Source organism: Cecembia sp. (genome assembly GCF_007126775.1).
Classification (GTDB): Bacteria; Bacteroidota; Bacteroidia; order Cytophagales; family Cyclobacteriaceae; genus Cecembia.
Genome location: NZ_SLAP01000024.1, coordinates 1 through 24,187 on the forward strand (window position 1 = coordinate 1; position 24,187 = coordinate 24,187).

General features: G+C 40.6%; 20 protein-coding genes. 7 read left to right on the forward strand and 13 right to left on the reverse strand.

The features are described 5' to 3' along the window. From QZT73_RS01765 to QZT73_RS01775, 3 genes are all read left to right on the forward strand, one after another. A partial coding sequence (locus QZT73_RS01765; protein ID WP_291786293.1) for a hypothetical protein occupies positions 1 to 183 on the forward strand: 183 nt, incomplete at its 5' end. 241 nt (positions 184 to 424) lie between these two features. Next, positions 425 to 1,906, forward strand: coding sequence for a Fic family protein (locus QZT73_RS01770; protein WP_291786295.1), 1,482 nt, complete (start codon positions 425 to 427; stop codon positions 1,904 to 1,906). A gap of 21 nt (positions 1,907 to 1,927) precedes the next feature. Continuing rightward, complete coding sequence (locus QZT73_RS01775) at positions 1,928 to 2,902, forward strand: serine hydrolase (protein ID WP_291786296.1); 975 nt, start codon at positions 1,928 to 1,930, stop codon at positions 2,900 to 2,902. Positions 2,903 to 2,925: 23 nt separating this feature from the next. Here QZT73_RS01775 and QZT73_RS01780 read toward each other — a convergent pair whose 3' ends face one another. The 8 genes from QZT73_RS01780 to QZT73_RS01815 all read right to left on the reverse strand — a co-directional run bounded on the left by QZT73_RS01780 (position 2,926) and on the right by QZT73_RS01815 (position 10,961). Then, positions 2,926 to 3,435 (reverse strand): hypothetical protein, encoded by a 510-nt coding sequence (locus tag QZT73_RS01780; protein ID WP_291781494.1) that lies wholly within the window; start codon positions 3,433 to 3,435, stop codon positions 2,926 to 2,928. A 95-nt stretch (positions 3,436 to 3,530) separates the two neighbouring features. Next, positions 3,531 to 5,597, reverse strand: coding sequence for a PQQ-dependent dehydrogenase, methanol/ethanol family (locus QZT73_RS01785; protein WP_291786298.1), 2,067 nt, complete (start codon positions 5,595 to 5,597; stop codon positions 3,531 to 3,533). A gap of 68 nt (positions 5,598 to 5,665) precedes the next feature. Continuing rightward, on the reverse strand, positions 5,666 to 6,490 hold the full coding sequence (locus QZT73_RS01790) for a sterol desaturase family protein (RefSeq protein WP_291785678.1): 825 nt from the start codon (positions 6,488 to 6,490) through the stop codon (positions 5,666 to 5,668). A gap of 1,071 nt (positions 6,491 to 7,561) precedes the next feature. Then, the gene (locus QZT73_RS01795) at positions 7,562 to 8,863 is read right to left on the reverse strand and encodes a Zn-dependent hydrolase (RefSeq protein WP_291786300.1); all 1,302 of its coding nucleotides are present in this window, start codon (positions 8,861 to 8,863) and stop codon (positions 7,562 to 7,564) included. 291 nt (positions 8,864 to 9,154) lie between these two features. Continuing rightward, entirely contained in the window at positions 9,155 to 9,787 is a 633-nt protein-coding gene (locus tag QZT73_RS01800) for a DUF2306 domain-containing protein (RefSeq protein WP_291785676.1), read from the reverse strand. Between the two features lie 121 nt (positions 9,788 to 9,908). Continuing rightward, on the reverse strand, positions 9,909 to 10,061 hold the full coding sequence (locus QZT73_RS01805; RefSeq protein WP_291786309.1) for a DUF3500 domain-containing protein: 153 nt from the start codon (positions 10,059 to 10,061) through the stop codon (positions 9,909 to 9,911). Positions 10,062 to 10,064: 3 nt separating this feature from the next. After that, complete coding sequence (locus QZT73_RS01810) at positions 10,065 to 10,490, reverse strand: nuclear transport factor 2 family protein (RefSeq protein WP_291785675.1); 426 nt, start codon at positions 10,488 to 10,490, stop codon at positions 10,065 to 10,067. 75 nt (positions 10,491 to 10,565) lie between these two features. After that, positions 10,566 to 10,961, reverse strand: coding sequence for a RidA family protein (locus QZT73_RS01815; RefSeq protein ID WP_291785674.1), 396 nt, complete (start codon positions 10,959 to 10,961; stop codon positions 10,566 to 10,568). 698 nt (positions 10,962 to 11,659) lie between these two features. Between QZT73_RS01815 and QZT73_RS01820 the strand changes: the two genes are divergently transcribed. Further along, positions 11,660 to 13,546 carry a histidine kinase dimerization/phosphoacceptor domain -containing protein gene (locus tag QZT73_RS01820; protein ID WP_291785673.1) on the forward strand — a complete coding sequence of 629 codons (1,887 nt, stop codon included), beginning with the start codon at positions 11,660 to 11,662 and terminating at the stop codon, positions 13,544 to 13,546. Then, on the forward strand, positions 13,543 to 14,277 hold the full coding sequence (locus QZT73_RS01825; RefSeq protein ID WP_291785672.1) for a response regulator: 735 nt from the start codon (positions 13,543 to 13,545) through the stop codon (positions 14,275 to 14,277). Before QZT73_RS01820 ends, QZT73_RS01825 begins: the two co-directional genes overlap by 4 nt. A gap of 105 nt (positions 14,278 to 14,382) precedes the next feature. Here QZT73_RS01825 and QZT73_RS01830 read toward each other — a convergent pair whose 3' ends face one another. Next, positions 14,383 to 15,276, reverse strand: coding sequence for an NAD(P)-dependent oxidoreductase (locus QZT73_RS01830; RefSeq protein ID WP_291786302.1), 894 nt, complete (start codon positions 15,274 to 15,276; stop codon positions 14,383 to 14,385). A gap of 115 nt (positions 15,277 to 15,391) precedes the next feature. Here QZT73_RS01830 and QZT73_RS01835 point away from each other — a divergent pair, with 115 nt between their 5' ends. Further along, on the forward strand, positions 15,392 to 15,784 hold the full coding sequence (locus QZT73_RS01835; RefSeq protein ID WP_291783402.1) for an STAS/SEC14 domain-containing protein: 393 nt from the start codon (positions 15,392 to 15,394) through the stop codon (positions 15,782 to 15,784). A 60-nt stretch (positions 15,785 to 15,844) separates the two neighbouring features. On the opposite strand, the gene cydB is transcribed toward QZT73_RS01835, so the two are convergent. The 3 genes from cydB to QZT73_RS01850 all read right to left on the reverse strand — a co-directional run bounded on the left by cydB (position 15,845) and on the right by QZT73_RS01850 (position 19,182). Continuing rightward, positions 15,845 to 16,882, reverse strand: coding sequence for a cytochrome d ubiquinol oxidase subunit II (cydB, locus tag QZT73_RS01840; protein ID WP_291783399.1), 1,038 nt, complete (start codon positions 16,880 to 16,882; stop codon positions 15,845 to 15,847). 6 nt (positions 16,883 to 16,888) lie between these two features. Continuing rightward, a complete protein-coding gene (locus QZT73_RS01845; protein ID WP_291783396.1) occupies positions 16,889 to 18,268 on the reverse strand; it encodes a cytochrome ubiquinol oxidase subunit I in 1,380 nt (459 codons plus the stop codon). Between the two features lie 182 nt (positions 18,269 to 18,450). Continuing rightward, positions 18,451 to 19,182 carry a spheroidene monooxygenase gene (locus QZT73_RS01850; protein WP_291786304.1) on the reverse strand — a complete coding sequence of 244 codons (732 nt, stop codon included), beginning with the start codon at positions 19,180 to 19,182 and terminating at the stop codon, positions 18,451 to 18,453. Positions 19,183 to 19,683: 501 nt separating this feature from the next. Between QZT73_RS01850 and QZT73_RS01855 the strand changes: the two genes are divergently transcribed. Further along, positions 19,684 to 22,956, forward strand: a complete 3,273-nt coding sequence (locus tag QZT73_RS01855; RefSeq protein ID WP_291786307.1) for a glycosyl hydrolase — start codon at positions 19,684 to 19,686, stop codon at positions 22,954 to 22,956. Positions 22,957 to 23,006: 50 nt separating this feature from the next. Here QZT73_RS01855 and QZT73_RS01860 read toward each other — a convergent pair whose 3' ends face one another. Then, entirely contained in the window at positions 23,007 to 24,128 is a 1,122-nt protein-coding gene (locus tag QZT73_RS01860) for an MBL fold metallo-hydrolase (protein WP_291783388.1), read from the reverse strand. Positions 24,129 to 24,187 lie beyond the last annotated feature (59 nt).

Sequence of the window (24,187 nt, forward strand, 5' to 3'; positions counted from 1 at the left end):
AAAATCAGTGATAATGGAGTGGGTAAATCTTCGGATGAAAAAGCTAAAGGCACCGGTTTTGGTACCCAGTTGGTGGATCTGCTTACCCGTCAGATTGATGGAAAACTGATGCAGGATGTCAGCAATGGCACCATGATTTTGATAAATTTCAAAAGACAGGTAGCAGGTAGTGGTAAGGTATAAGCCTGTAGCGGCTAAGATTTTTTGTTTTTTCCAAAATTCAATCAGGGAACTATGTAATTTATAATGGAAAATATTTTCCGTTATTATGGGCTTACTGGAAAATAATTTCCTTTTTCGTAATAATTTTCGTTTTAATGGAAAATATTTGCTGAACCCAAATTTGATTATGTTGGAAAATATTATCAAAAAATAAACTTTTACTGGAAAATAATTTCCAAATTTATATCAAGCAACTGATTTAATGGAAAATATTTTACCAATACATCTTCAGGAAGTGGTTTTTTCTTCCAGCGAACCAAAGGTAAGCAAACAAATTTCCAAGCTGGAAAAAGCCGGTAAATTGAGGAAAATCGCTCCTCGAATTTACACTCCTAATTTTACAGTAAGCCCGGAAACAATTATTAGAAGAAACCTATTTGCCATACTTGGTAAATTATATCCCGGAGCCTTACTCAGTCACAGGTCGGCATTGGAATTTAAGCCAACATCAGAAGGGCACATTTTTCTTACTTACACTTACACAAAAAAAATTAACCTGCCGGGAATAATCCTTCGGTTTATGGAAGGTCATGCAGCGATTGAGGGGGATAATCGGTTTTCCGGTGAATTGTTTGCTTCTCAAACGGAAAGAGCATTATTGGAAAACTTACAAGTAAGCCGCCAAATAGGACCACTATCAAAAACGCTTACTCTGCCTGAAATAGAAGAAAGATTTGAAGGTATTATCAGGGTAAATGGCGAGGAAGGATTAAATGATCTGAGAGATAAGGCAAAGGAAATAGCTGACAAATTGAATATGAAAAGTGAGTTTGAAAAATTAAATAAACTCATCAGCGCTTTACTTGCTACACATCCATCAAAAATATTATCGTCTCCACTGGCAGTTGCAAGGGCATTTGGCAATCCTTATGACCCGGCAAGATTACCCATATTTGAGAAATTGTTTGTTGCATTAAAGCAACAGGAATTCACTAATCAGCCGGAAAAAAATACAAGTAACGGATCATTCCGAAACTTTGCTTTTTTTGAAGCCTATTTTTCCAATTACATAGAAGGGACAGAGTTTGAAGTGGAGGAAGCAAGGCATATTATAGAAACAGGAACACCAATGCCCACCCGTAATGAAGATTCGCATGATGTGTTGGGAACTTATGAACTTGTGAGCAATAAAACCGAAATGAGTATCACCCCGGCAGATCCCGGGCAAATGCTGGAAATACTTTTGTACCGACATCAAGTTTTATTAAGTGCAAGGACATCCAAAAAACCGGGGCAGTTCAAAGATAAAAACAACAGGGCAGGTGAAACCCATTTTGTCGATCACACCTTGGTAAAAGGCACACTCACAAAGGGGTTTGACTATTATCAGGCATTAACCCATCCCTTTGCCAAAGCCATTTACATCATGTTTTTAGTGAGTGAGGTGCATCCTTTTTTGGACGGAAATGGGCGGATTGCAAGAGTGATGATGAATGCAGAATTAGTAAAACAAGGGCAAACAAAAATTATAATTCCCACAGTTTACCGTGATGATTATGTTGGAGCATTGAGACGGCTTACCCGTCAAAATGACCCTTCTGCATTTATCCGAATGATGGAAAGGGCCTGGGAATTTAGTGCAACGGTATTCGGTGAAGATATGGATGCCATGGAAAAACATTTGGAAGCAAGTAATGCATTTAAAGAACATGATAAAGCCATGTTGAAAATCATATCATCATAAAATAATTCAACCACCTCCTATATGAAATGCTCAATTGATTTTAACCTCAACCTCTTCAAGATAGCTTCAATTATATCTATAGCCCTTTTTTCTTCATGCAATTCAAGGATAAATAAGGCAGAAGAAATACAGGAATTGAATTTAGAAAATGAATTGGCGGCACTGATTAAAGACTTCAAAGGAGAAGCACACCTTTATGCTAAAAATCTCACTACAGGAGAAATTATAAATATAGATGGTGAGCGTACGCATTTGGCCGCAAGTGAAGCCAAATTTTTTATTTTGTTGGATTACGCAGAGAAAGTTTCCAATGGCACACTAGACCCGGCGACTCCAATAAAATTAACGGAAGAAGATAAAACACTTGGTTCCGGTATCCTGAGGTTCGAAATACCAGGAAATGAAGTGTCTCTGTCTTTTCTGGCTTACCTAATGATGTCCATTTCAGACAATACCGCCACCAATATCCTTTTAAGAGAGGTCGGCGGTCCAAAAGCTATAACATCGTTTTTGAATAAAATTGGCATAGATGATACCAAGGTGGATGGAGAAGTATCAAAAGGAGATTGGATAAAAACATCGGCTAAATCTTTGGCCACTGCTGCAGAAGTCTTAGCGGCACCTGAAAAATTTGGATATCCCAAAGAAGCCGTAGAAATTTGTAAAAAAATCATGTCAAAGCATTATGAAGATAATGGATTGGCGAGATTCTTACCTTGGAGTCCTTTTACCGAAGAGGCTAAGTCAATAGCAGATAACCAAAAATATATTCAGATATATGCCGGAATAGAATTGTACGGCAAAGCAGGTTTCACCACTGGATACCGCGGAGATGTGGCCTATTTCATTACCCCGGATAGCGAGTATGTGATTGGTCTGAAATGCACCGATGTCGATGATTCCAAGCCGCTGAATGCTACCAATGAAGGATTTGAGTTTTCGGCCAAATTGGGAAAACTATTTTATGATCATTGGGGAATACCCGCAACCATTTAGCAACCGACCATCAATCAAAAATATTATTGACCATTTAAAAACTCCTCCACCAATAAGTTATCAATGGACTCCATCTGAACGGTCCAACTATCGATATACCACCTGCCTTTTTCATAATGAAGCTGGATACTATTTAAACCCCGAAGATTGGTTGGCACTTCCGGATCTTTCCTTATCTCAAAAGCGCTCCAGACTTGTCCTATATTTCCAAAGTGACGAACTTCTCTTTTGAGTTCTATTTCATATAAATCTTCTCGGGGATTAAGCCCCATGGGAATATACTCTGCCTCAAGGGAATTAAATGCAGCATTCCCCTCATCATCCAGTCTGATAATCACCGCATTTGCTGAATGCAGAAACTTATCCCTTTCAAATTGCCATGGGTCTTCACTTGAGCCTGAAATCACCTCGTAATAGGCATCAATAATGGCGGCTATGGATTCTACATCTTTCCCATACTGATCGTCCAATGTTTGACCAAAAACTGCTAAACAAAGGAATAGTCCTATGAAAGCTAAAACTGTTTTTTTCATATCTTTTTAACTAATTATTGGTAACTAAAGCATTGAACTGAATCGAAGAAAATTGAAATTTTCAGAAGAATCAGTGATCATCTTGGAAATACATATCACTTAAACTCATTAGCCGCAACCTGAATGTATGCTTTAATCTTTTCCACATCCTCGCTTGTTAATCTTCCCTTGAAATTAGGCATTCCTCTACTTGTCAGTGGGCCTTCAAGTACATAAGTTTGAAGATTCTGAATGACATCAGGTCGGGAATAACCCAAATTTGGCAAAATACCACCTTCGGTTGCTCCCGGCATGCCATGGCAGATGGTGCAATAGTTCAGGTATAATTTTAAGCCATGTTGAATTTCCTCAGGTCCGGAAATGGAATAATTTACCCCGGTCAGCAATTTTTTAGGTTCAGGTTCATCAAACACCGGCATACTTGCGTTTCCTCCCAATTTGAAGGTATAAACTTTGCCGGTTGTTTTGGTACTTGAAAACCAAATATCCAACCCGGCATTTCCTCCCCAACCTGCCGCTATGCTGATGTATTGTTCACCGTCTAACTCATAAGTGATCGGTGCGGCAATTACCCCTGTGCCCATGGGAGATTCCCAAATTCTTTCTCCGGTTTTGGCATTATAAGCAATAAATCGCCCATCTGCTGTTCCTTGGAAAACAAGATTTCCTGCCGTGGTCAACACTCCTCCATTTGATGGTGCGATATGTTCCGCTGCCCAAACCTGTTTTTGGGCCACCGGATCCCAGGCAATGAGGCGACCAAAATTCGGATATTCCCTTTCCCCTGGTCCATCTGTAAATCCGGTATTCCAACCATTTCCTTTAGCAAATGCCATGGATTGGCTTGGGTCATTAAATTTGTAATCGGTCTCTTCCAACATGATGAAGCCATAGTTTTGGGCAGGAATATAGACCAAACCTGTCTCAGCACTGAAAGCCATGGGGTGCCAGTTATGGGCTCCGAAAGGGCCTGGGACTGCTTCAAAAGGATTGCCATTATAACTCGCTTCGGGGGTTTCTATGGGTCTTCCCGTTTCATAATCGATATGGGATGCCCAATTGATCGGCACAAATGGTTCCCCTGAGATAAACTCCCCATTGGTTCGGTCAATGACATAGAAAAATCCATTTTTAGGTGCCTGCATGATCACCTTTCTTTGGACACCTTTGATTTCCAGATCAGCTAAAATAAGTTGCTGGGTAGCTGTATAATCCCAATTGTCACCAGGTGTGGTCTGATAGTGCCAGACATATTCTCCGTTGTCGGGATTGAGGGCGACGATGGATGAAAGGTATAAATTATCACCTCCGTCAGGGCTGCGGTGCTTTCTGTTCCATGGTGAGCCGTTACCGGTGCCCACATACATCAGATTCAGTTCAGGATCATAAGCCATGGCATCCCACATGGTTCCACCGCCGCCTGCTTCCCAATAATTGCCTGTCCAGGTTTTGGCAGCCTCTTCCAAGGCTTTGGATTCAAAAGGCAATGCCGGATTGCCGGGAACAGAATAGAATCTCCAAACCTGCTTACCCGTCTCTGCATCATAGGCTGAAATATATCCCCTGACCCCAAATTCTGCACCACCGTTTCCAATGATTACATTTCCTTTGATGACCCGAGGCGCCCCAGTGATGGTATAAGGAACCGATTGGTCCACAGTCAGGGTTTCCCAAATTTTTTCACCAGTTTTGTCATCTATGGCCACTAATCGGCCATCTAATGAGGCAACAAAAACCTTTCCTTGGTAGAGCGCTGCGCCTCTATTGACCACATCACAGCAAGCCTTTTCCGCATATTCCTTGGGGACTTTCGGATCGTATTCCCATAGTTTTTTACCTGTGCGGGCATCCAAGGCATAAAGGATACTCCAAGGCCCGGTTACATACATAATGCCATTGCTGACAAGTGGCGTGGCTTCAACTCCTCTAACAGCATCCATATCAAAATACCAGGCCAATCCCAATTCTTTGACATTTTGATCACTGATTTGATGGAGTTTACTGAAACGGGTTTCAGAATAATTAGAGCCATAAGTCAACCATTCGGTAGCATTATTTGCTGCATTCAACAAGGCTTCTTCAGAAACAAGTTTTTCCTCTTTTGCTGAGGTGCAGGCAAAGGCAATAAAACCAATGACTGTTATAAAAATCCCTTTATTCATGAATACCTGGTTTTTTGGTTATTATCTTATGATTTAATTTTCAATCAAGGATGGCAATTGCCAACGCTTCAATTTTTCGTAGATCCATCTTTTTCATTCCTTTCTATGTCGATAAAAGGACTTCTTATCAAATACCAAAAGGTCTGCTTCTTGGGTTCTTCAAATTCTACTAAACCCAATTTGACCTGCGCTACGGGCTTATACTTATAAGTTCCAAAAATCCTGTCCCAAAGGATAAAGATGTCTGCAAAATTGGAATCCGTATAAAATTGGTCTTGATCGTGGTGAATTTTGTGCTGATTGGGGGTCGTGAAAACCAATCCAAAAGTCCTGTCCAGCCAGGCCGGATAACAGAAATTGGCGTGCTCGGCCACTTGAAAAAGTGTGACCACTAAAAAGTAAAGCCCCACGGTTAGCATATCTAAGCCAAATAAACCTGCTGCTAAAATGGTAGATGAGCCAAACCACAAAAATACCTCAATCGGATGGGCTCTAAAGTACGTGGAAGAATCCATGGTTGTATCGCTGTGATGCACCCGGTGAAATCTCCATACCAGCGGAAAAGTATGGGACATCCGGTGAAACCAATAGACCATCAAGTCAATAAGTGCTACACCCAACACCAATCTAAGCCAAATTGGTGTTTTTATTAGGTAAAAAAGGCCTATTTGGTTTTGATTGAGCCAATCAATCGCAAATACAAATATGCCGGCCCAGAATAAATTGGCGATAAAAAACACCACCTGAAACAAAATGGCTTGCCACAAATGCCCCAGTCTATTCTTGAAATAAAACTGGGTATTTAAGACCTGCTCGAGGGTAAAAAATACCGCAATCAATCCAAAGACGATATAGTTGAGGTCGATGGTGAGGAGGTAATCAATGGTTTGCATGTTTTTTTCTTTATTAAAATTAATGTCTTTTCATTCAGAGTTAGTCTTGATTTTGTATTAGTGGTTTTACCAAAAAATTTGGCAGACGCTTCTACACTCTTAATATGAAAAAATAATTGATTACAAATTGACTGTTTAGGACGAATTGCATGGATTTCTTCCCCAATGAGGGGTTTTATTTTCCGAAAGAGGTTTTGGGAAGAGAAGGGAAATCAATTTGATTTGGGATATTTGTTGTGATTGTTTTTTGGTCAGCCCGGTTTTTTCAAATTCAACCCCGTTAGGGTTGGGAAATTCAGGGGCTGATTACTCTTATTTACCCCACATTGTCATGTCGGGCTAATCAAATTAATTCCCTTCAGGAATTTTCCATTAAAAGCATCCTTAATAAGGATTCGAATTTATTCCACGCCACGGCCAAGCCCTTCAAAAATTTCCCTTAGACAGCATCTAATCGAAAAGGTTCGATTTAATTTCTCTCAGCTGCTGGCAAGCTTTTAAGGAATCAAACTTGGACAAATCAATTCAAAAATCTCTATAATCCCTCAACTACAGAGTAGTTGAAATTGATTAGCCACATATGAAATGTTTGGTCATGAAATCACGTCATACATTTAATCCTATCAACCCTGACAGGGGTTGAATTTTTTAAAAGCAATTTTTCACCTGACAAACCCATATCCCAAAATGGGATTGACCAATGCTGATATGGAAAGATATCTTGGCAGTCAAAGTCGGGTAAGTGAGGTCCTTAACAGAATGAAGACTTTCATTAAGTATGATAAAGTCACTTTACAAGGGTTTGAAGATACCGGCAGAAATTTTATTGGCTTGAATCCAAGTGCCAGAGGCACGAAAGATATAATAACCACCTGTTTCAACAAGTGTAAAATAAGATCGACTTTTCTGCCAGTCCTGTAGGGACGGCCGATTTAATTTCATTCCCTTGAAATCGTTCGTCCCTACGGGACTTTAATTTTATACCATTTTTTTCACGACCACTGGTTAAAAACCTATGGTTATTACATCGCTCGTTCCTACGGAACTACTTAAGTTATCCTACGCTAACCTCTACTTTTCATCCAACAACAAAACCGTATGCAGCATCACATTGGCCCCATTGGCCATTTCTGATGGGGAAGAATATTCTTTGGGATTGTGGCTGATACCATCCTTGCTCGGGATAAAAACCATCCCGATCGGACCCAAGGCTGCCATTTCCTGTGTATCATGTCCAGCGCCACTTTGCATTTTCATATAGGAAATCCCCAAGGATTCAGCTGCTTGGATCATTTTCTCCTGGATTTCCTTATTTGCGAAAGTAGGTGTTGAGGATAGATTGAGGTGCTCAAAAACGATTTGGGTATTGGTTTCTTTTTCAATTTGTTTGGCACGTTCCTCAATATCGGCAAACATCCCCATGATTTTGTCGGTGGAAAGGTCACGCATCTGCAGGCTCATTTCTACTTTTCCGGGTATAATGTTGGGGGCTCCAGATGGCACAGATATCTTCCCAACACTTCCGACTTGGGCACCTTCATAGCTGTTGACCACTTCATTGACTGCCAATACCAATTTGGAAGCTGCAATCAGCGCATCCTGTCTGTCGTTCATAGGGGTGCTTCCAGCGTGGTTGGCCAATCCTATCACGGTGATGTCCCAATCTTCGATCCCCACGATCCCTTCAATGATGGCAACATCAATTCCCCGAGATTCCAGTACCTTGCTTTGCTCGATATGTATCTCTATAAATGCCGCCAAATCCCCCTTCTTCCGAGCTGCACCAGGTAAACGCTCAGGGTCACCCCCGATTCTTTTGGTGCCTTCAGCAATGGTATAACCGCTGGCATTCTTTTGGCTGAGGGCATCCATTTTCAGTCTACCGGCCATGGCCCTGCTGCCCACTAATCCGGCTTCTTCGTTTTGGAAGATGATGACTTCCAAGGGATGATTGGTGATAATGTTGTGTTCATTCAACACTTCGATGATTTCCAGCGCAGTGAAAGAGCCAAGCGTCCCATCATAATTGCCCCCATTAGGAACCATGTCGATATGTGAACCAAAGGCAATGGGTTTTTTGGAGGGATCTTTACCTGCTCTTTTTCCAATGATATTGCCTGCAAAATCGATATGCACTTCCAAACCTGCCTTTCGCATCAGGTCCATAAAGTAAGCCCTGCCTTCAATATCCCCTTGACTATAAGCAACCCGAAAAGGCTCTCCTTGATCATTTATTCCGAATTTGGCAAACTCCTGAATCCGCTGGTCGATACGTTTTTCATTGACGCTGATTGCGTCGGTGGAAAAGCGAACCTGCGCAAAAAGATTAATGGTAAAAAGGATAAAGAAAGATGATAATACAAGTGATTTCATATTTGTTCAATTTCAATTGAAAGCGTTAGGCTTTAAAATTAATATTCGAAATTTTTCAAAGGGCAAGATGCTGGATTTATTTTGATGGTCTTTTCAACAATATCGATTAATATCCAATTTTCTTATAGCTTGATTGTTTTATCAACATTCCTCTAATGACTACAACAAGGAGGATAAGAATTCCGAAGATAATTTTCTTTAACATGGTGCTTAGTGGGTTGGTGGTTTGACATGGTGAGTTTTTACAATACGATTCGGAATCAGGTTTTTCCTGATTTTAGTTGTTCTTCTTCATTTCTTATTCCACTGAAGAATCATCTCGGTAATAAAAAGCGGAATGACCCAGGAAACCCAGATCATGGTCGGCCCTCTTTCGATGAAATTTCCCATTTCCACAAAAACCGGGGTGCTGTTCAGCCATCTGAATAGTACAAAGGCAAAAGTGACCACATAACTTCTGACCATCCATTCCTTGTGCATTTGAATCCGCCCCAAGAGGATAAATCTGAAAGCCAATCCGGTGGTGGAAATCCATGCAAAAGCCAATCCGATCAAGGAGAGTGCCCAGGTCCAATGAACGGCCATACCTGTTGTTAAGGCCATATTAACCGAACTGATGGTTCCAATCAGGATAGCTGTGATGTAGGCCAACCCCATCGACCGGTGTAATTTGATATATCTGTTTCTAAAAGCTGTCCAAAACTGAAAAGGCCCAATAATCAAAGCAATCAGTCCACCTGAAATATGACCGATCAGTGGCCATTTCATGATCCAAAACCTGCCATATACCTCCTCATCAAACCCGTAATAGGGCAGGGCATCATTGATGATAAACTTGCCTGCAAAGATGATCAGGAAAGCCCAAGCCATTAGTACCAGCCAGGATTTGGGCGTATCGGGAACAAGGGTGATGTTTTTTGCCATGGTTTTTAAAATGTGGTTTATGGAGTTTTTTCCAAGGTTATAATTTCGCTTTTGTCAGATACTGGTTTTGTAAATGAGCCATATACCGCAGTTTATGACTTCAATACATTTTTAGGCATTTTTATTTATCATGTTTATGATGATCCGAATTCTTATAATGTTCTCTAATCATATCCCTACCGAAATCTCCGTCAAAATCTCTCCACACAGTATGAATGTGATTGGCTTTATCTTGGACATTGTCAAACTTAATCAAAAAGGATTTCCCTTGAATTCACTAATTCAAAGCCTCACTTAATTTTTTGGTATCCACATACTGCTGAAAAGCAGCTACTTTCCCGTCCTTCAATGTCCAGAAATGGGCCACTTGGGCATTATAACTTTTTCCGTTCTTGGATTTGGCATCATAGCGCAAAGTGGCCAACACTTTATCGTTGAACATCTCGTGCAGCTCGATATCTACCAAATTAAAATATTCATGTTCCTGCATTATTCGGCCAAAAACGCCATTCAAGACAGCTTCAGGCCCTTTGTAAGGGTTACCATCTGCATAGGCATTGCCTTCGGCTTCATTCCAGACTATATTTGGATCCATAGCACCAAGTACTGTAGGAATATCACCTTTAGCAAAAGCTTTATAAAGCCCATCTATGACAGCCCGGTTTTGGGTGGCATTTTTTAAATCATCTTCATGTGTTTTCATAGGATTCTTTCTGGTTTAAATTGTTAATTTGATTGTTAACCTTCCCAAAGTTTGGAACTTTTGGAAAGTTGGTTCTTATGCTTTATGCACTTCCAACTCGATTTCTATCAAGAATTCCGGCAAAGCCAAGCCTTTGACTTCCAACCAGGTTCCTGTAGGAAAATGCTGCGTATAGATGGAATTCCGATATTCAGCATGTTCTAAAAATGCCGGCATATCCGTGGTAAAGACATTCTCTACGACCACATCGTCAAAGGTGCAGCCATAGTGTGCCAATACTTTTTCCAGATCCGAATAGCAGTTTTTCATCTGCTCGAGAAAATCGCCCACTGCAGTTGGCCCCCCTTCATCATCCATGCTGACAGCACCGGAAACTTTGATACTGTTGCCAATCCTAACGGCATGGGAATAGCCGTAGGCTTTTTCGACTTCGGGTCTAAGGCAGAAATAATCGGGTTTTTCTGAATTCATGTTTATTTTTTTAGTTTAAAACTTGCTTACTCTAGGTGGTTTTCGGCTACCCCGCGGAAACTATTTCTTTTTAAATCACAACAGGTTTGGCTTATCATTTGCCAATCCAAAAGTCTGTGGGTTATACATGAAGCTAATTTTTATTTTATTCAACTCGAAATCATCAAGGACGAAACGACACCTTTACTGTCCCAATGCATGGATTTACTTTCCCAATGAAAAAATGATCAATTGGTGGTAACCCTTCTCTTTTCCTCTTGGGAACCTACTTTTCTATCTCTGTTTCCTTTGATCTTGCTATTGCCAAACTTATAAATATAGGTGGCCCTAAATACCCTTTTTTCAAACTTCTCCCTAAGTAATTTGGGCTAAACCTTAAGAAGGAAAAAACCGGGCATTGGCAAAAAAAAATATTCACCCAAATTGCCGCCACCCGATCTTATCAACTAAATTAACTGTGTTTATTCAAAAAGGGTTATTCATTATATTTTAGAACAAATTCATAATTTAGAATCATCTTTTCTAATGGTTTAGGACGAACGATGCCTATGATTGTCCCAAAGAGGGGATTTTTTTACCGAACGTTGTTTTTAACATGCATTTAATTGATTATCAAAGACTTTTTAGCTTATATTTATTAAATGAAGAAATCCTTTCTTTTTTTATTACTTTTTCTCCCTTTCTATCTTCAAGGACAAATGGCAGATCGAAAGGGAGCAATTCAATATGAAAGGGTTTTTATTGATACCGACGATTTTGGAACCGAATACTTGGATAATCTTGAAGCATCCCTCAAGTCCTTTCAAAAGGACAGTTTACGATTCCTAATGATCAATGACCTTGCTTACCATTACCACAGCAGAAACTTGAACAAATCACTGGAAATCATCCATCAAGGATTAGAAGAAGTAAGGAAAGTAAAGCATAAACTTTGGGAAGGAAGAATGCAGGTTACTCAGGGAGCTATCTTGCTAAGAATGGAAGAATTAGATCAAGCAGAGCTGGTACTTCTCAGTGCCAAAGAAAAAATTCCCGAAGAAGAAGCTTGGCTGCTACTGACCAACTTAGGTTATGTCCATGAACGAAGAGGGGATTTGAGCAAGGCCTTTGAATATGCCACCCAAACTTTAAAATTGGGAGAAAAAAATCTGGATAAGAAAGCGATGGCTATGGCCTATTCAGATATGAGCAACCTGTTTTGGAAACAGGGAAAATTTGAAAAGGGGGCCGAATATGGAAAAAATTCTATTGCTCTGTTTGAGGAAAGAGGTTTGTATGACCTGGATTTTGATTTTACCCTGCATGTGTTGGGCAATAATCTGGTAGAGCTTCAACGATATGATGAGGCATTGACCTATTTCAAAAGATCCGCCATGATCGGTGAGAAATATGGGTTTTATAACAATCTCAGCGATACTTATATTGCCCTTACGGCATTATATTCACAAATCGGTGATTTTGAAAATGCTGAAAAATCCGGCCAAGAGGCCCTAAAATATGCAGAATTGTTGCAAAATGATTTTATGGTTGTCCGTTCCTTACTTTCCCTTGGACAAGCGAAAAATTTGGTGCAGGATTATCCATCAGCAGAAACCTACTTACTGAGAAGTTTAAATACTGCCGGAGAATTTTTTGGTGACAGGTTCTATTTGAGTCTGATTTATCAGGAGTTAAGCAAGGCCTATGAGGGACAGAACAATATCATAAAATCATTTGAGGCCTATAAAAAATTCCATGAATTGAATGCACAGGTTTTTAATTCAGAAGCCGATCAAAGAATTGCTCAGTTACAAACTGAATTAGATGTATCGCAAAAAGAAAGCACCATTTCCCTTCAGACGGCAAAATTGAAACAACAAGCCAACATACAGGCTTTTACGCTTCTACTTACCGGCTTAATGGTTTTTTTCTTATTCTTCCTTTACCGGGTATTTGTAAAAAGAAAGAAGTACAGCTTTCTTTTGGAAAAGAAGAACAGGGAAAAAGAATTTTTATTAAAAGAAATACACCATAGGGTAAAAAACAACCTGGAGACCATCTCCAGTCTACTTTCACTACAAACTGCCCAAATTGAGGACCAAGAGCTTCAGGACATCATGATAGAAAGCCAAAATAGGGTCCAAAGCATGGGTATGATCCACCAAAACCTGTATCAGGGGGACAATTTAGCCGCTATTGAAATGAAACAATATTTCTTCAATTTGGGGAGGTATATTATTGATACATTTGACGCCAATAAAAGAGTCACATTCGAATGTGCTATGGAGCCATTTGAACTTGATGTGGACAGGGCAATCCCGATCGGATTGATCGTCAATGAATTGGTTACCAATTCACTCAAATATGCCTTCCCAGGTAACGGAAATGGAAAAATTACCGTCAGTCTTTCCGAGTTCAATTCCCATCTTCATCTGAAAGTAACCGATGATGGAATCGGATTTGATAGGGAATCCGAAAGCAAAGGAACTGGTTTTGGAACACAGCTTGTGAATTTATTGACCAAACAATTGGATGGAAAAATGACTTTGATTACCACAAAAGGAACCCAAATATTTTTTGAGTTTCACTTAGCAAAGGCAGCATGAGCGAAAAAACAAGAATTTTGATAGTAGAGGATGATATGATTATTGCTGCGAATATTTCTCTGCAGCTTTCAAAACTCGGTTATGAGGTCACTGGTATTGAATCACGTGGGGAAGATGCCATCAACCATGCTAAGGAAAACCAGCCGGACATTATACTGATGGATATCAATCTCAAAGGAAAATTGGATGGTACTGAAACTGCCAAATCCATTCAAGAATATTTTGATATTCCTTTGATTTATCTCACAGCCAATGCAGATGAGGCAACCTTTCAAAAAGCAAAAGAAACCCATCCCTATGCTTTTATTTCAAAACCCTTCAATAAACTGAACCTAGAAAGGACAATTGCACTGGTAGTAGAAAAAGTTACAGAAAAGAAGTATAATTCTGCAAACGATAACAGTTTGATAGAAACCCTAGAAGACCGAATATTTATACGAAGCCAAAATAAACTCATTAAGGTAATGCTCGATGAAATATTATACATTGAAGCAGAAAGAAACTATTGTAATATCATTACCACAGACCAAAATTACCTGATTGTCAGTCCTATGAATACCTTTTGTCAAAAATTGTCCAGCAATTACTTTCTCAGGGTTCACAGGTCCTACGTGGTCAATGTCAAAAAATTGGATGCAGTCACTGAATCCCATTTAGAAATCCAAAAGAAGGTTATTCCTATTGGTAAAATTTATAAAGAGGACCTCTTGAAAATTATCATGAAATTTTGATCCGAAAATATGATTTTGACTAGCCACTAAAGATAGCGTATTTATTATACGCTACACCACTGGGAAAGATTAATCAGCCATTTCACTTTACTGAAAGAATTGATATCAATCACCCCCTATATATTTTCTCCAATTGTGCTGCTCTTTAAAACCCAAGATTTCGCGGATTTTTTGGTTGGAATACAGAGCTTCATGCCCTTCCAATGCACGGGTAAGCGGTACGCCAGGAAAAAACCTATCGGCCAATTCCTTTGCGGAAAGCGTGGCAACATTATGATCATTTACGGCATTGAAAACCTGATAACCCAGTCCATCTTTTTTCAAACATAAGTCCACTATCTGACCCAGATCCCTGGCATCGATGTAGTTAAAAAACATTCTTCTCCTGACTTCAGGGTTTTTTAGAAAATATGGGAAAGATTCTGCGTATTCATGGGGCTCAATCACATTCCCAATCCTCAAAGCATAAATATCCACACCCGAACGACGTTGAAAGCTTCTTGCTGTTTTTTCATTCAAAACCTTGGACAAGGCATAGGTGTCCATAGGATTGACGTCATATTCTTCCACTATAGGGAGAAAATCAGGATTGGTTTTCCCATCTGAAAAACATACCCCATAAGTGGTCTCTGAGGATGCAATAATAATTTTCTTAATCCCCACCTTGACTGCTGCTTCTATGACATTATAAGTTCCTAGAGTATTGACACGGAAAGTTTCATTATCAGGGTTGATCAAAATCCTGGGCACTGCTGCAAAATGCACTACCGCATCAAATTTGGGCACTCCAGTACCAGCTTCCAATTCATCAAACCAGGTGTAAGAGGTCATCGCATTGAACATTTGACCGGAGTCTGTAATATCGGCAATCAAACTATTGACCCCCGGTAAATCCAAGGGTTTTAAATCTACATTAAGTACCCGATGACCTTGATCCAACAAATATTGCACTGCATGTTTGCCGGCTTTTCCAGACCCTCCTGTAAATAGTATGCGCATTTTTCTGTCTTTAATTCCCAATAAATTCAAATCCTATACTCAAAGATATTGCATGATACATATTACACTTCATTTTCACAATAAAACACTTTTCCTTTTAAGGGGTTTTTAGCATATGAAAACCTACGCAACTATCGACGAGACTGAATTCCCACTTGTGCGAATTCGATTTACCGGAAATAAAAGTACCGATCAAAATTTCGAAGCTTACTTGGCCCAAACCAAGGCATGTTACCGTTTTGAAAAACGATTGGCAATCATATTTGATGCTTCCAAAGCTACCATTCCCTCTTTTTCCCATCAAAAAAAGCAGGCGCATTGGCTCAAAGAAAACAAAGAGCTTATGCAAAAATATTGCGCAGGAACCGCCTACTTCATTCCCAATGCAGCAATACGTGCCATATTAAAAATGATTTTCTCTTTGCAAAAGCAGCCTGTTCCTTATGAAGTTTTTGAAAAAGAACAGGAAGCAGAAACTTGGGTAAAGCAGGTTTTATCAAATTCCTAATCCGCCAAAAAAGGAGGTATCATAAAAATAATTGTTTTTAACCTAAAAAACCCTTGGCTCTTAATATCCTTCTGAATCTGAACGTACCCTGCCCCAAAATGTCCTATAAACAAAATAACTGTACATAAGCACCAAGGGACCTCCTACTGCTACAAATCCCATCATGATTTTAAGGGTCTTGGTAGAGGCCGCAGCATTGTAAATCGTGATACTATTTGCTTCAACGCCATTGGACCATAATAACCTTGGATAAAGTTCGAAGGCAACAATGACCAGCAGTAAAGCGATGGTAATACTGGTAAAAATAAAGGCCCATCCGTATTTTTCTTTACTTGCAAGTCTGGGAACATTTGCAATACTTAAGAATACAAGTAACGGCACTACAAACAATATTTGATTTTCTCTAAAAACTAACAATAAATGATTCAAGTTCATTAAACCATAAATAGTAGTAATGAGATAAGAAACTATAAAAAATACCATGCCCTTCTTTAAGAAACCTTGTACTCTATTGTAAAGCTGACCCTCTGTCTTCAATAACAAATAAACAGCGCCATGCATCATAAACAGCGCCACACTGCTCACTCCTACCAGAATGGAAAAGGGATTTAGAAATTCAAAAAACCCCTCTCCTATATATTCGTAATTTTCGTCAAGTGGCATACCATTCAAAATATTCCCCAATACCACACCAAGCAAAAAAGCCAGCATAATACTGGATATGGAATAGCTCCAATCCCACATTTTTCTCCACCAGGGCATCTCTTCCATATTTCGGAATTTGATGGAAATACCCCTGAAAATGATAAACATTAAAAAGAGAATAAAAGGGGTATACATCGCTGAAAAGAGCGTTCCATAAAAAACAGGAAATCCTGCAAACAAAGTCCCTCCGCCTATTACCAACCAAACTTCATTGCCATGCCAAGTGGGGTCAATGGCTTTTAAGGCTGTTTGCCTACTACTTTCTCTTCTGAAAAAAATATGCCATGCGCCTGCTCCAAAATCAAACCCATCTAAAATAGCATATCCTGAAAATAATGCACCAACAACCAAAAACCACCAAGTGGGATAATCTATTCCAAATAAAGTCTCCATCCTTACTTATTGTTTTGAAATTACATCAGCAATATCTCTATTTAAACCCCCTTCACCCGAATCAATATCCGCTGATGGACCCTTTTGAATGGCCTTATTCATAAGGTAGATAAATAGGATAAAAAGAATCCCATAAACAAAGATGAATAAAAACAAAGAGAATAATACCTGATTGGCATGTACGCTTTTGGACAGAGCATCAGAGGTTCTTAATAAACCGTATACCACCCAGGGCTGCCTTCCCATTTCCGCCGCAAACCATCCAAATTGGTTGGCCAATTGGGGAAGAATTGCGGTCAATACAAATGTCCACAACAGCCATTTATGGTCAAATAAAGTTCCTCTCCACCAATGCCATAATGCAAATAAACTCAAGGCAATCAAAAACATTCCTATGGCCACCATGAAGTGGTAAAATTGGAAAACGGCATTGACCTGAGAAGGGCGGTCTTCTACTGGAAAAGCATTAAGGCCTGTTATGGGAGCCTCAAAATCCTGATGCAACATGAATGACAATCCACCGGGAAGTTTTAAACCTGTTACCACCTGGCTTTCTTTATCTACCCAGCCCAGCAAATACAGATTGGCAGGTCCTTCAGCATCAAAGTGCCCTTCCAAAGCAGCTAACTTTGCAGGCTGATTTACCGCTACGCCCTCGGCGGAATTATGACCGGTAAACAATTGCATCAGGGATGCTATAACTGCAACTACCAAGGTAATCTTGAAGGCTTTCTTGGACATCACCACAAAACGGCCTTTCAGGATATAATAAGCATGCACGCTCAATATAAAAAAAGCTCCTGCCAGAAATGCTCCGATCCATACATGCGTCAACCTGTCAACAGAGGAGGGATTAAAAACCATGGCCCAAAAATCAACAATTTCTGCTCTGGCCTGCATGCCCTCTCCCACAATATGGTACCCGGCAGGTGTTTGCTGCCAGGAGTTGGCCACTACTATCCAAACTGCTGAAAACATAGAACCCAAAAACACTGCCCATGTTGCCAAGAGGTGTACCCAAGGTTTGACTCGGTTCCAGCCAAAAAGTAAAATACCCAAAGCGCTACTTTCCAACGCAAATGCAAAAATACCTTCTGCCGCCAATGCACTGCCAAAGATATCTCCCACATAACGGGAATAAGTGGCCCAATTGGTCCCAAACTCAAATTCCATCACAATGCCCGTCGCCACGCCTATGCCGAAAGTGATCGCAAATATCTTCGTCCAAAACTTGGCGAGGATCTCATACTCTTTCTTTTTTGTACGGATATATTGGGTTTCGAAAACTACCATTAACAAACCTAGCCCAATACTCAATGGCGGAAATATATAATGGAAAGCTACAGTAAATGCAAACTGAATACGCGATAAAATCTCTACATCCATGGTGTCTTTTTGGTCTTAGATCCCTTCTTTACCGAATTTTGATTTATTCAGTAAAACGCTTCAAATGTAGGCCAATTTCAACTGGAACTTAGAGACTCAACTCACATTGTGCCTTTAGTAAAAAATCATTGATAAATTCCAATAACTTATAATTTAATGAAAAATTTTAACTTGCATTGCAGTTAGGCACCTATTGAATCCTTCTCTTCTTTGCTCAATATTTCATTTATGTTTTTACCTAGCCATACTCCTTCAAACTTATAAGGTACAAAACGGGCAAACATTTCTTCTTTGTACCAATTGAGTTTTTTGGTAAGCAAAATAACCTCTTTATGCCTCTTGTTTTTATAGGCGTAATCCAGCATTTCAGCCTGCGTGCTCCAAAAACTTAATGTGGCCTGCTGAATCAATGGCCACTCGCCTACACCAATGGATAATTCCAATCCATCGTAGCTTTCCAAGCTTCGGCTTACCTTTCCAACCTTACTCCAAAAAGACCATAGTTTATTAAAATGTATGCGCGCCCTAGTCAGTACAACCACCGGCTTATTGGGTTCCATTGTACTGCTTTTAATAAATGGCTGTACCCCATCCCAAGAGCCATGAGATTCTGCAGCATTGAGATACGCAGTAAAGTTTTCAATACTCCTTTTTTGATAAACTTCATAAAGGGGATTTTCCTTAAACAAACCACGAGCATATTCTTCAGACTCCCAAACACAAAAAAGAACATAAGTGCCAAAATTGGGTATGGAACTGAACCCATTCTTTCCACCAGAGCCTAATAGTTTGTAAAAAGCTAGGCCAGGGACATCTTTTAAACTATTGTAACCCTTCTTCATCTGCTTAAATGCCCACCACTTATCCGAAAAGCCTTTAACCTTAAAAAAACTGCAAGTAGTAATCTGATTCATAAATAAAGTAAGATTAATTAAAATGTTTTATTTGACACAGGTTAAAATTAAAATTTAAGGATTTATATGCTCAATTAGGCACTTCTTTATTCTATTAAAATCCTCGCAAATTCCTAAATCGCCTCTATTATCCATTTGCTTTAGGACTTTATTTCAGCAATTGACTCCTTTGCGATTCCATTCTAATGAATAACCTTAAAAACACCCAATGAGCCCTTTATGTTCAATCTAGGTTATAAGGATTACAATATATACCCGAAAGAAAAAAGGATTTGGTAACATATAGAGGCAGGCTGTAGTTGCAAAAATTCTTGCAGTTTAATTATCGGTATTGGGAATCTTATATCCTCCAGTTGTTATGGCCAAACTGCTCTCTATTTCTTCAGGAAAAAAATGAAATTACTGAACAGTTTTTAAGAAATCTGATCTTTCTTTTTTGATAAAAGGTTCCGAAGAGCATAATTTTTCTTGTAAATTAAAAATCAATAATTCGATCTAATTATGCACAGAACCTTACTCAATCTTATTTTCACAGCAATTCTTATTTTTTCGTTTTACAGATCTCCTGTTTTGGCACAATCCAATCAGAATGATTTGGCTTCAGAAGTGGCCAAGGGGCTCAAGCTTAGGGGAATAGGCCCTGCAGTAATGGGCGGAAGAATTGCCGACATCGCGGTAAATCCCCTCCATAGCAGTACCTGGTATGTTGCAGTGGGCTCCGGAGGCTTATGGAAAACTACCAACAGTGGGACTACATGGACGCCTGTATTTGATGCGCAACCCTCTTATTCCATAGGCACCGTAGCCTTGGATCCCAACAACCCTGAAATAGTGTGGGTAGGCACAGGTGAAAATGTGAGTGGACGCCATGTAGGTTGGGGAGATGGAGTGTACAAAAGCAAGGATGGCGGTGCCACCTGGCAACAGATGGGCCTAAAAAACTCCGAGCATATAGGGAGAATACTGATCGACCCCAGAAACTCTAATGTGGTCTATGTGGCTGCTGAAGGTCCATTATGGTCATCAGGAGGCCAACGCGGCTTATACAAAACCAAGGATGGGGGTAAAAGCTGGGATTTGGTACTGGAAATAGATGAAGATACTGGGATAACAGACGCAGAATTTGATCCTTCAAACCCCGATGTCATTTATGCAGCTGCCTACCAAAGAAGAAGAAAAACCTGGGCTTTTCTTGCCGGTGGACCAAATTCCGGGATTTTTAAATCTTCGGATGGCGGAGAGACTTGGAGAAAGATAAGTAATGGTTTGCCTCAAAGTGATATGGGTAAAATAGGTTTGGCAGTGACTCCCGCTGATCCACAACTGGTATATGCCACCATAGAATCCGACAATGCCAATAAAGGCTTTTACAGATCCACAGACAAGGGGGAAAGCTGGGAGAAACGCAACAGTTATATTTCAGGAGGAACAGGTCCACACTACTACCAGGAAATAGAAGCTTCCCCCAGCAATCCTGACCTGGTTTACCAAATGGATGTATTCATACATGTCACCCGGGATGGGGGAAAGACCTTCGATTATGGGGAAACCGGCAGGGGAAAACACAGCGATAACCATGCCTTATGGATTGATCCGAGCAATGGTCAGCATTTGATTGTAGGGACAGACGGGGGCTTGTATGAATCTTTTGATGAGGGGGCTACTTGGAGGCTTTTCCCAAACCTGCCGGTTTCACAGTTTTACAAATTGGGACTGGATAATACAGAACCATTCTACAACATAGTGGTGGGTGCACAGGATCTTGGAACATTGCTGGGTCCAAGCAGAACCACCAATATAGAAGGGGTGCGCAATCAGGACTGGTATGTTCCTCTAGGCGCAGATGGCTATGATGCAGCCTTTGATCCAGAAGACCCAAATACCGTGTATATGGAAATTCAACAGGGGCTTTTACACCGACACAACAGAACCACGGGCGAAGTGTTAAATATTCAGCCACAACCTGCACCTGGTGATCCAGCAGAACGATGGAACTGGGATAGCCCCTTACAAATTAGTGCTCATGACCATAAAACCCTTTATTTTGGGTCCCAAAGGGTTTGGAAAAGTACTGACCGCGGAAATTCCTGGACAGCGATCAGTGGTGACCTGACGACAAATACCAGCCGGTATGAGTTGGAAATGATAGATCGCATACCCAGTATTGACGCCTTGTATGACAATGGGGCCATGTCAAAATTTGCAACATTGACCAGCATTTCCGAATCAGCTTTGCAGGCAGGCTTGCTTTACACCGGTTCAGATGATGGACTGATCTATGTAAGCGAAGACGATGGACAGAATTGGCGGAAGGCCGGAAGCCTTCCCAAGGTTCCGGAATTAACATTTATCAACCATGTACATGCTTCTCCACATGATGTCAATACCGTATTTGCCGTAGCAGATGGACACCAAATGGGGGATTATTCCACTCATATTTTTATAAGTACGGACATAGGGAAAACCTGGCGTTCCATTGCTGGAGACTTACCTGAGAAAACCATCGTATGGGTAATCAAGCAAGACCACATAGATGAAAATTTACTGTTCATCGGGACAGAATATGGGATGTACTTTTCGGTAAATAAAGGTACAAATTGGGTCAAGCTGCATGCAGGTGTACCCACTATTCCTTTCCGCGATATTGAATTACATGCCAGAGACAATGATTTAGTAGGCGCTAGTTTTGGACGTGGAGTTTATATCTTGGATGATTACTCTCCCTTAAGGGAAATCAATAAATTGGCTCAAACCAATTCCAATAAAGTGCTACCCGTAAGGGATGCTTGGTGGTATGTTCCCAGTGTGCCTTTTCAGGCAAAAGGGATGCCCTCCCAAGGATCAGACAGTTTTGTCAGTGACAACCCACCTTTCGGTGCAGTATTCACCTATTACATCAAGGAATTACCCAAAACAGAAAAAGCGCAGCGAAAGGAAAAAGAAAAAAACCTGAATGCCCAAAAAAGTAATATCCCCTCTCCGGGCTGGGATCAGTTGAGAAGAGAGGCAATAGAAGAGGAACCCAAGGTAATGCTTTTGGTCAGAGATGACAAAGGAGAACCTATCCGGTGGATAGATGGAATCTCCCAAACGGGCCTGCACCGGGCAAGTTGGGATTTGAGATTAGCTCCACCCAACCCTATCAATCTAACCGTACCGGATTTCCAACCTCCATGGGCAAGTGATCCGGAAGGACCATTGGTCGCACCAGGAAAATACAGTGTAAGTCTTTATGTGATGGATAACGGGGCTTTGGAACCGCAAGGAGAAGCACAAGAATTCACTTTAAAGCCAGTACATCCAAGAGAAATCAATTACGAGGAGATGGCGGGATTCAAAAAGCAAACCAGTGAACTTTCCAGAAGGACATCAAGTGCTGCACGGCAATTGGGAGAGGCTGGAAATAAGCTTCGCTACATCAAAGCAGCATTGACCAAGACCCCGAATGCTTCCGAGGAACTTTTTGGCCAATGGACAGAACTCAATACCAAGCTATTCGAACTGCGAACCGTATTAACGGGGGACATGGTACTTCAAAGTAAAGATGAATCTACCATACCATCCATTATGAACAGGGTAGGGGGTGTAATTTATGGGCATTGGGATACCACTGAATCGCCTACAGCCACACAGAAGCGCAATATTGAAATCGCACAAACTGAGTTTGAGCAATACCTGCAGGAGGCTTCCTTCTTTTTCAATAAATTGGCTGAGTTCGAGCTCAAATTAGAAGAGGTAGGCGCACCTTATACGCCAAATAGGAAGATGGATTGAAGCAACAAGAGAAAAGAATGAAGTGATAGCTAATCTTACTTGATTAACTGTCACTTTTTTAGGTTTTCCCACCACTTGTTTGTTGGGCTAAGACCGGGTATAATCCTTTCCCCCATAATAGGGGTCACCATTTTGATGTCATTTTCTGCAGCCAGTTCAGCTACCATTTGGATAGATTCATCCCATGGGTGTAAGGCCAAATCAAAGACCCCCCAATGTATGGGAAACATGAGTTGGGTATCTATATCCTGACATAACTGAATGACCTCATCAGGGAATAGGTGGGTCAAAGGCCATCCCTTGTTCCAGCCATCTATTTCCACAAAAGCCAGGTCGAAGGGACCATATTCATCTCCTATATCTTTTAGATGTGAACCATAACCTGTATCACCGCTTATAAATAGATTTTTCTCATCCCCTTTAATTACAAAAGAAGCCCAAAGGGTTTTATTTCTATCATTAAAACTCCTACTTGTATAGTGTATCCCCGGAAGAGCAGTTATTTGCAAAGAACCAACAGTCTTGGCTTCATGCCAACCCAACTCGCTGATGTTGTTTTTCTGAATACCCCAGCTTTCCAATCTTGCACCTACACCAAGAGGCACGAGAAATTCTGTGTTTCTAGATGCTAGGAATCTCATGGTAGAAGCCTCCAAATGATCATAATGATCGTGGGTGATGACTACTAAATCAATCTCGGGCAGTTCCTCTCGTTTGATGGGAGACACGTCAAACCTTCTGAGTATAAACGGGAGGGGACCACCATTTTCAAAAACCGGATCGAATAGGATTCGTTTCCCGTCAAGTTCAAGAATAAAGGAAGAATGCCCAATCCACAAGGCTGCAAAATCTGAAGGCGTTTCTGAAAAATCAGATTTGGTTATCATCTGTTTGGGCAATGGAAATTCCGGCGCATTGGGTGAAGTTTTAAAGAAGCGCAAAGGCCCTGGGTCTCCCCCTGTGGTTTGTTCCGGAAAATAGGGCAATGGCTCCGGACTTATAAACGCATCGTCTTCTGCATCATAATATGCCAATCCGGAGAATCTTGCCTTGCGGTCTTCAAGAGAATCCAAACTGCCCATCTGTCGGCTGACATAATATGCCAAACTCCCTGTTATTACCAGAAGTATGGCCAAGGTCCATAATACTATTCGAACTACTTTCTTTATCATTATAAATTGCTTCTACGGATTTAATCAAATAAGGTCCACATCCTTTACCTGTATCTCAA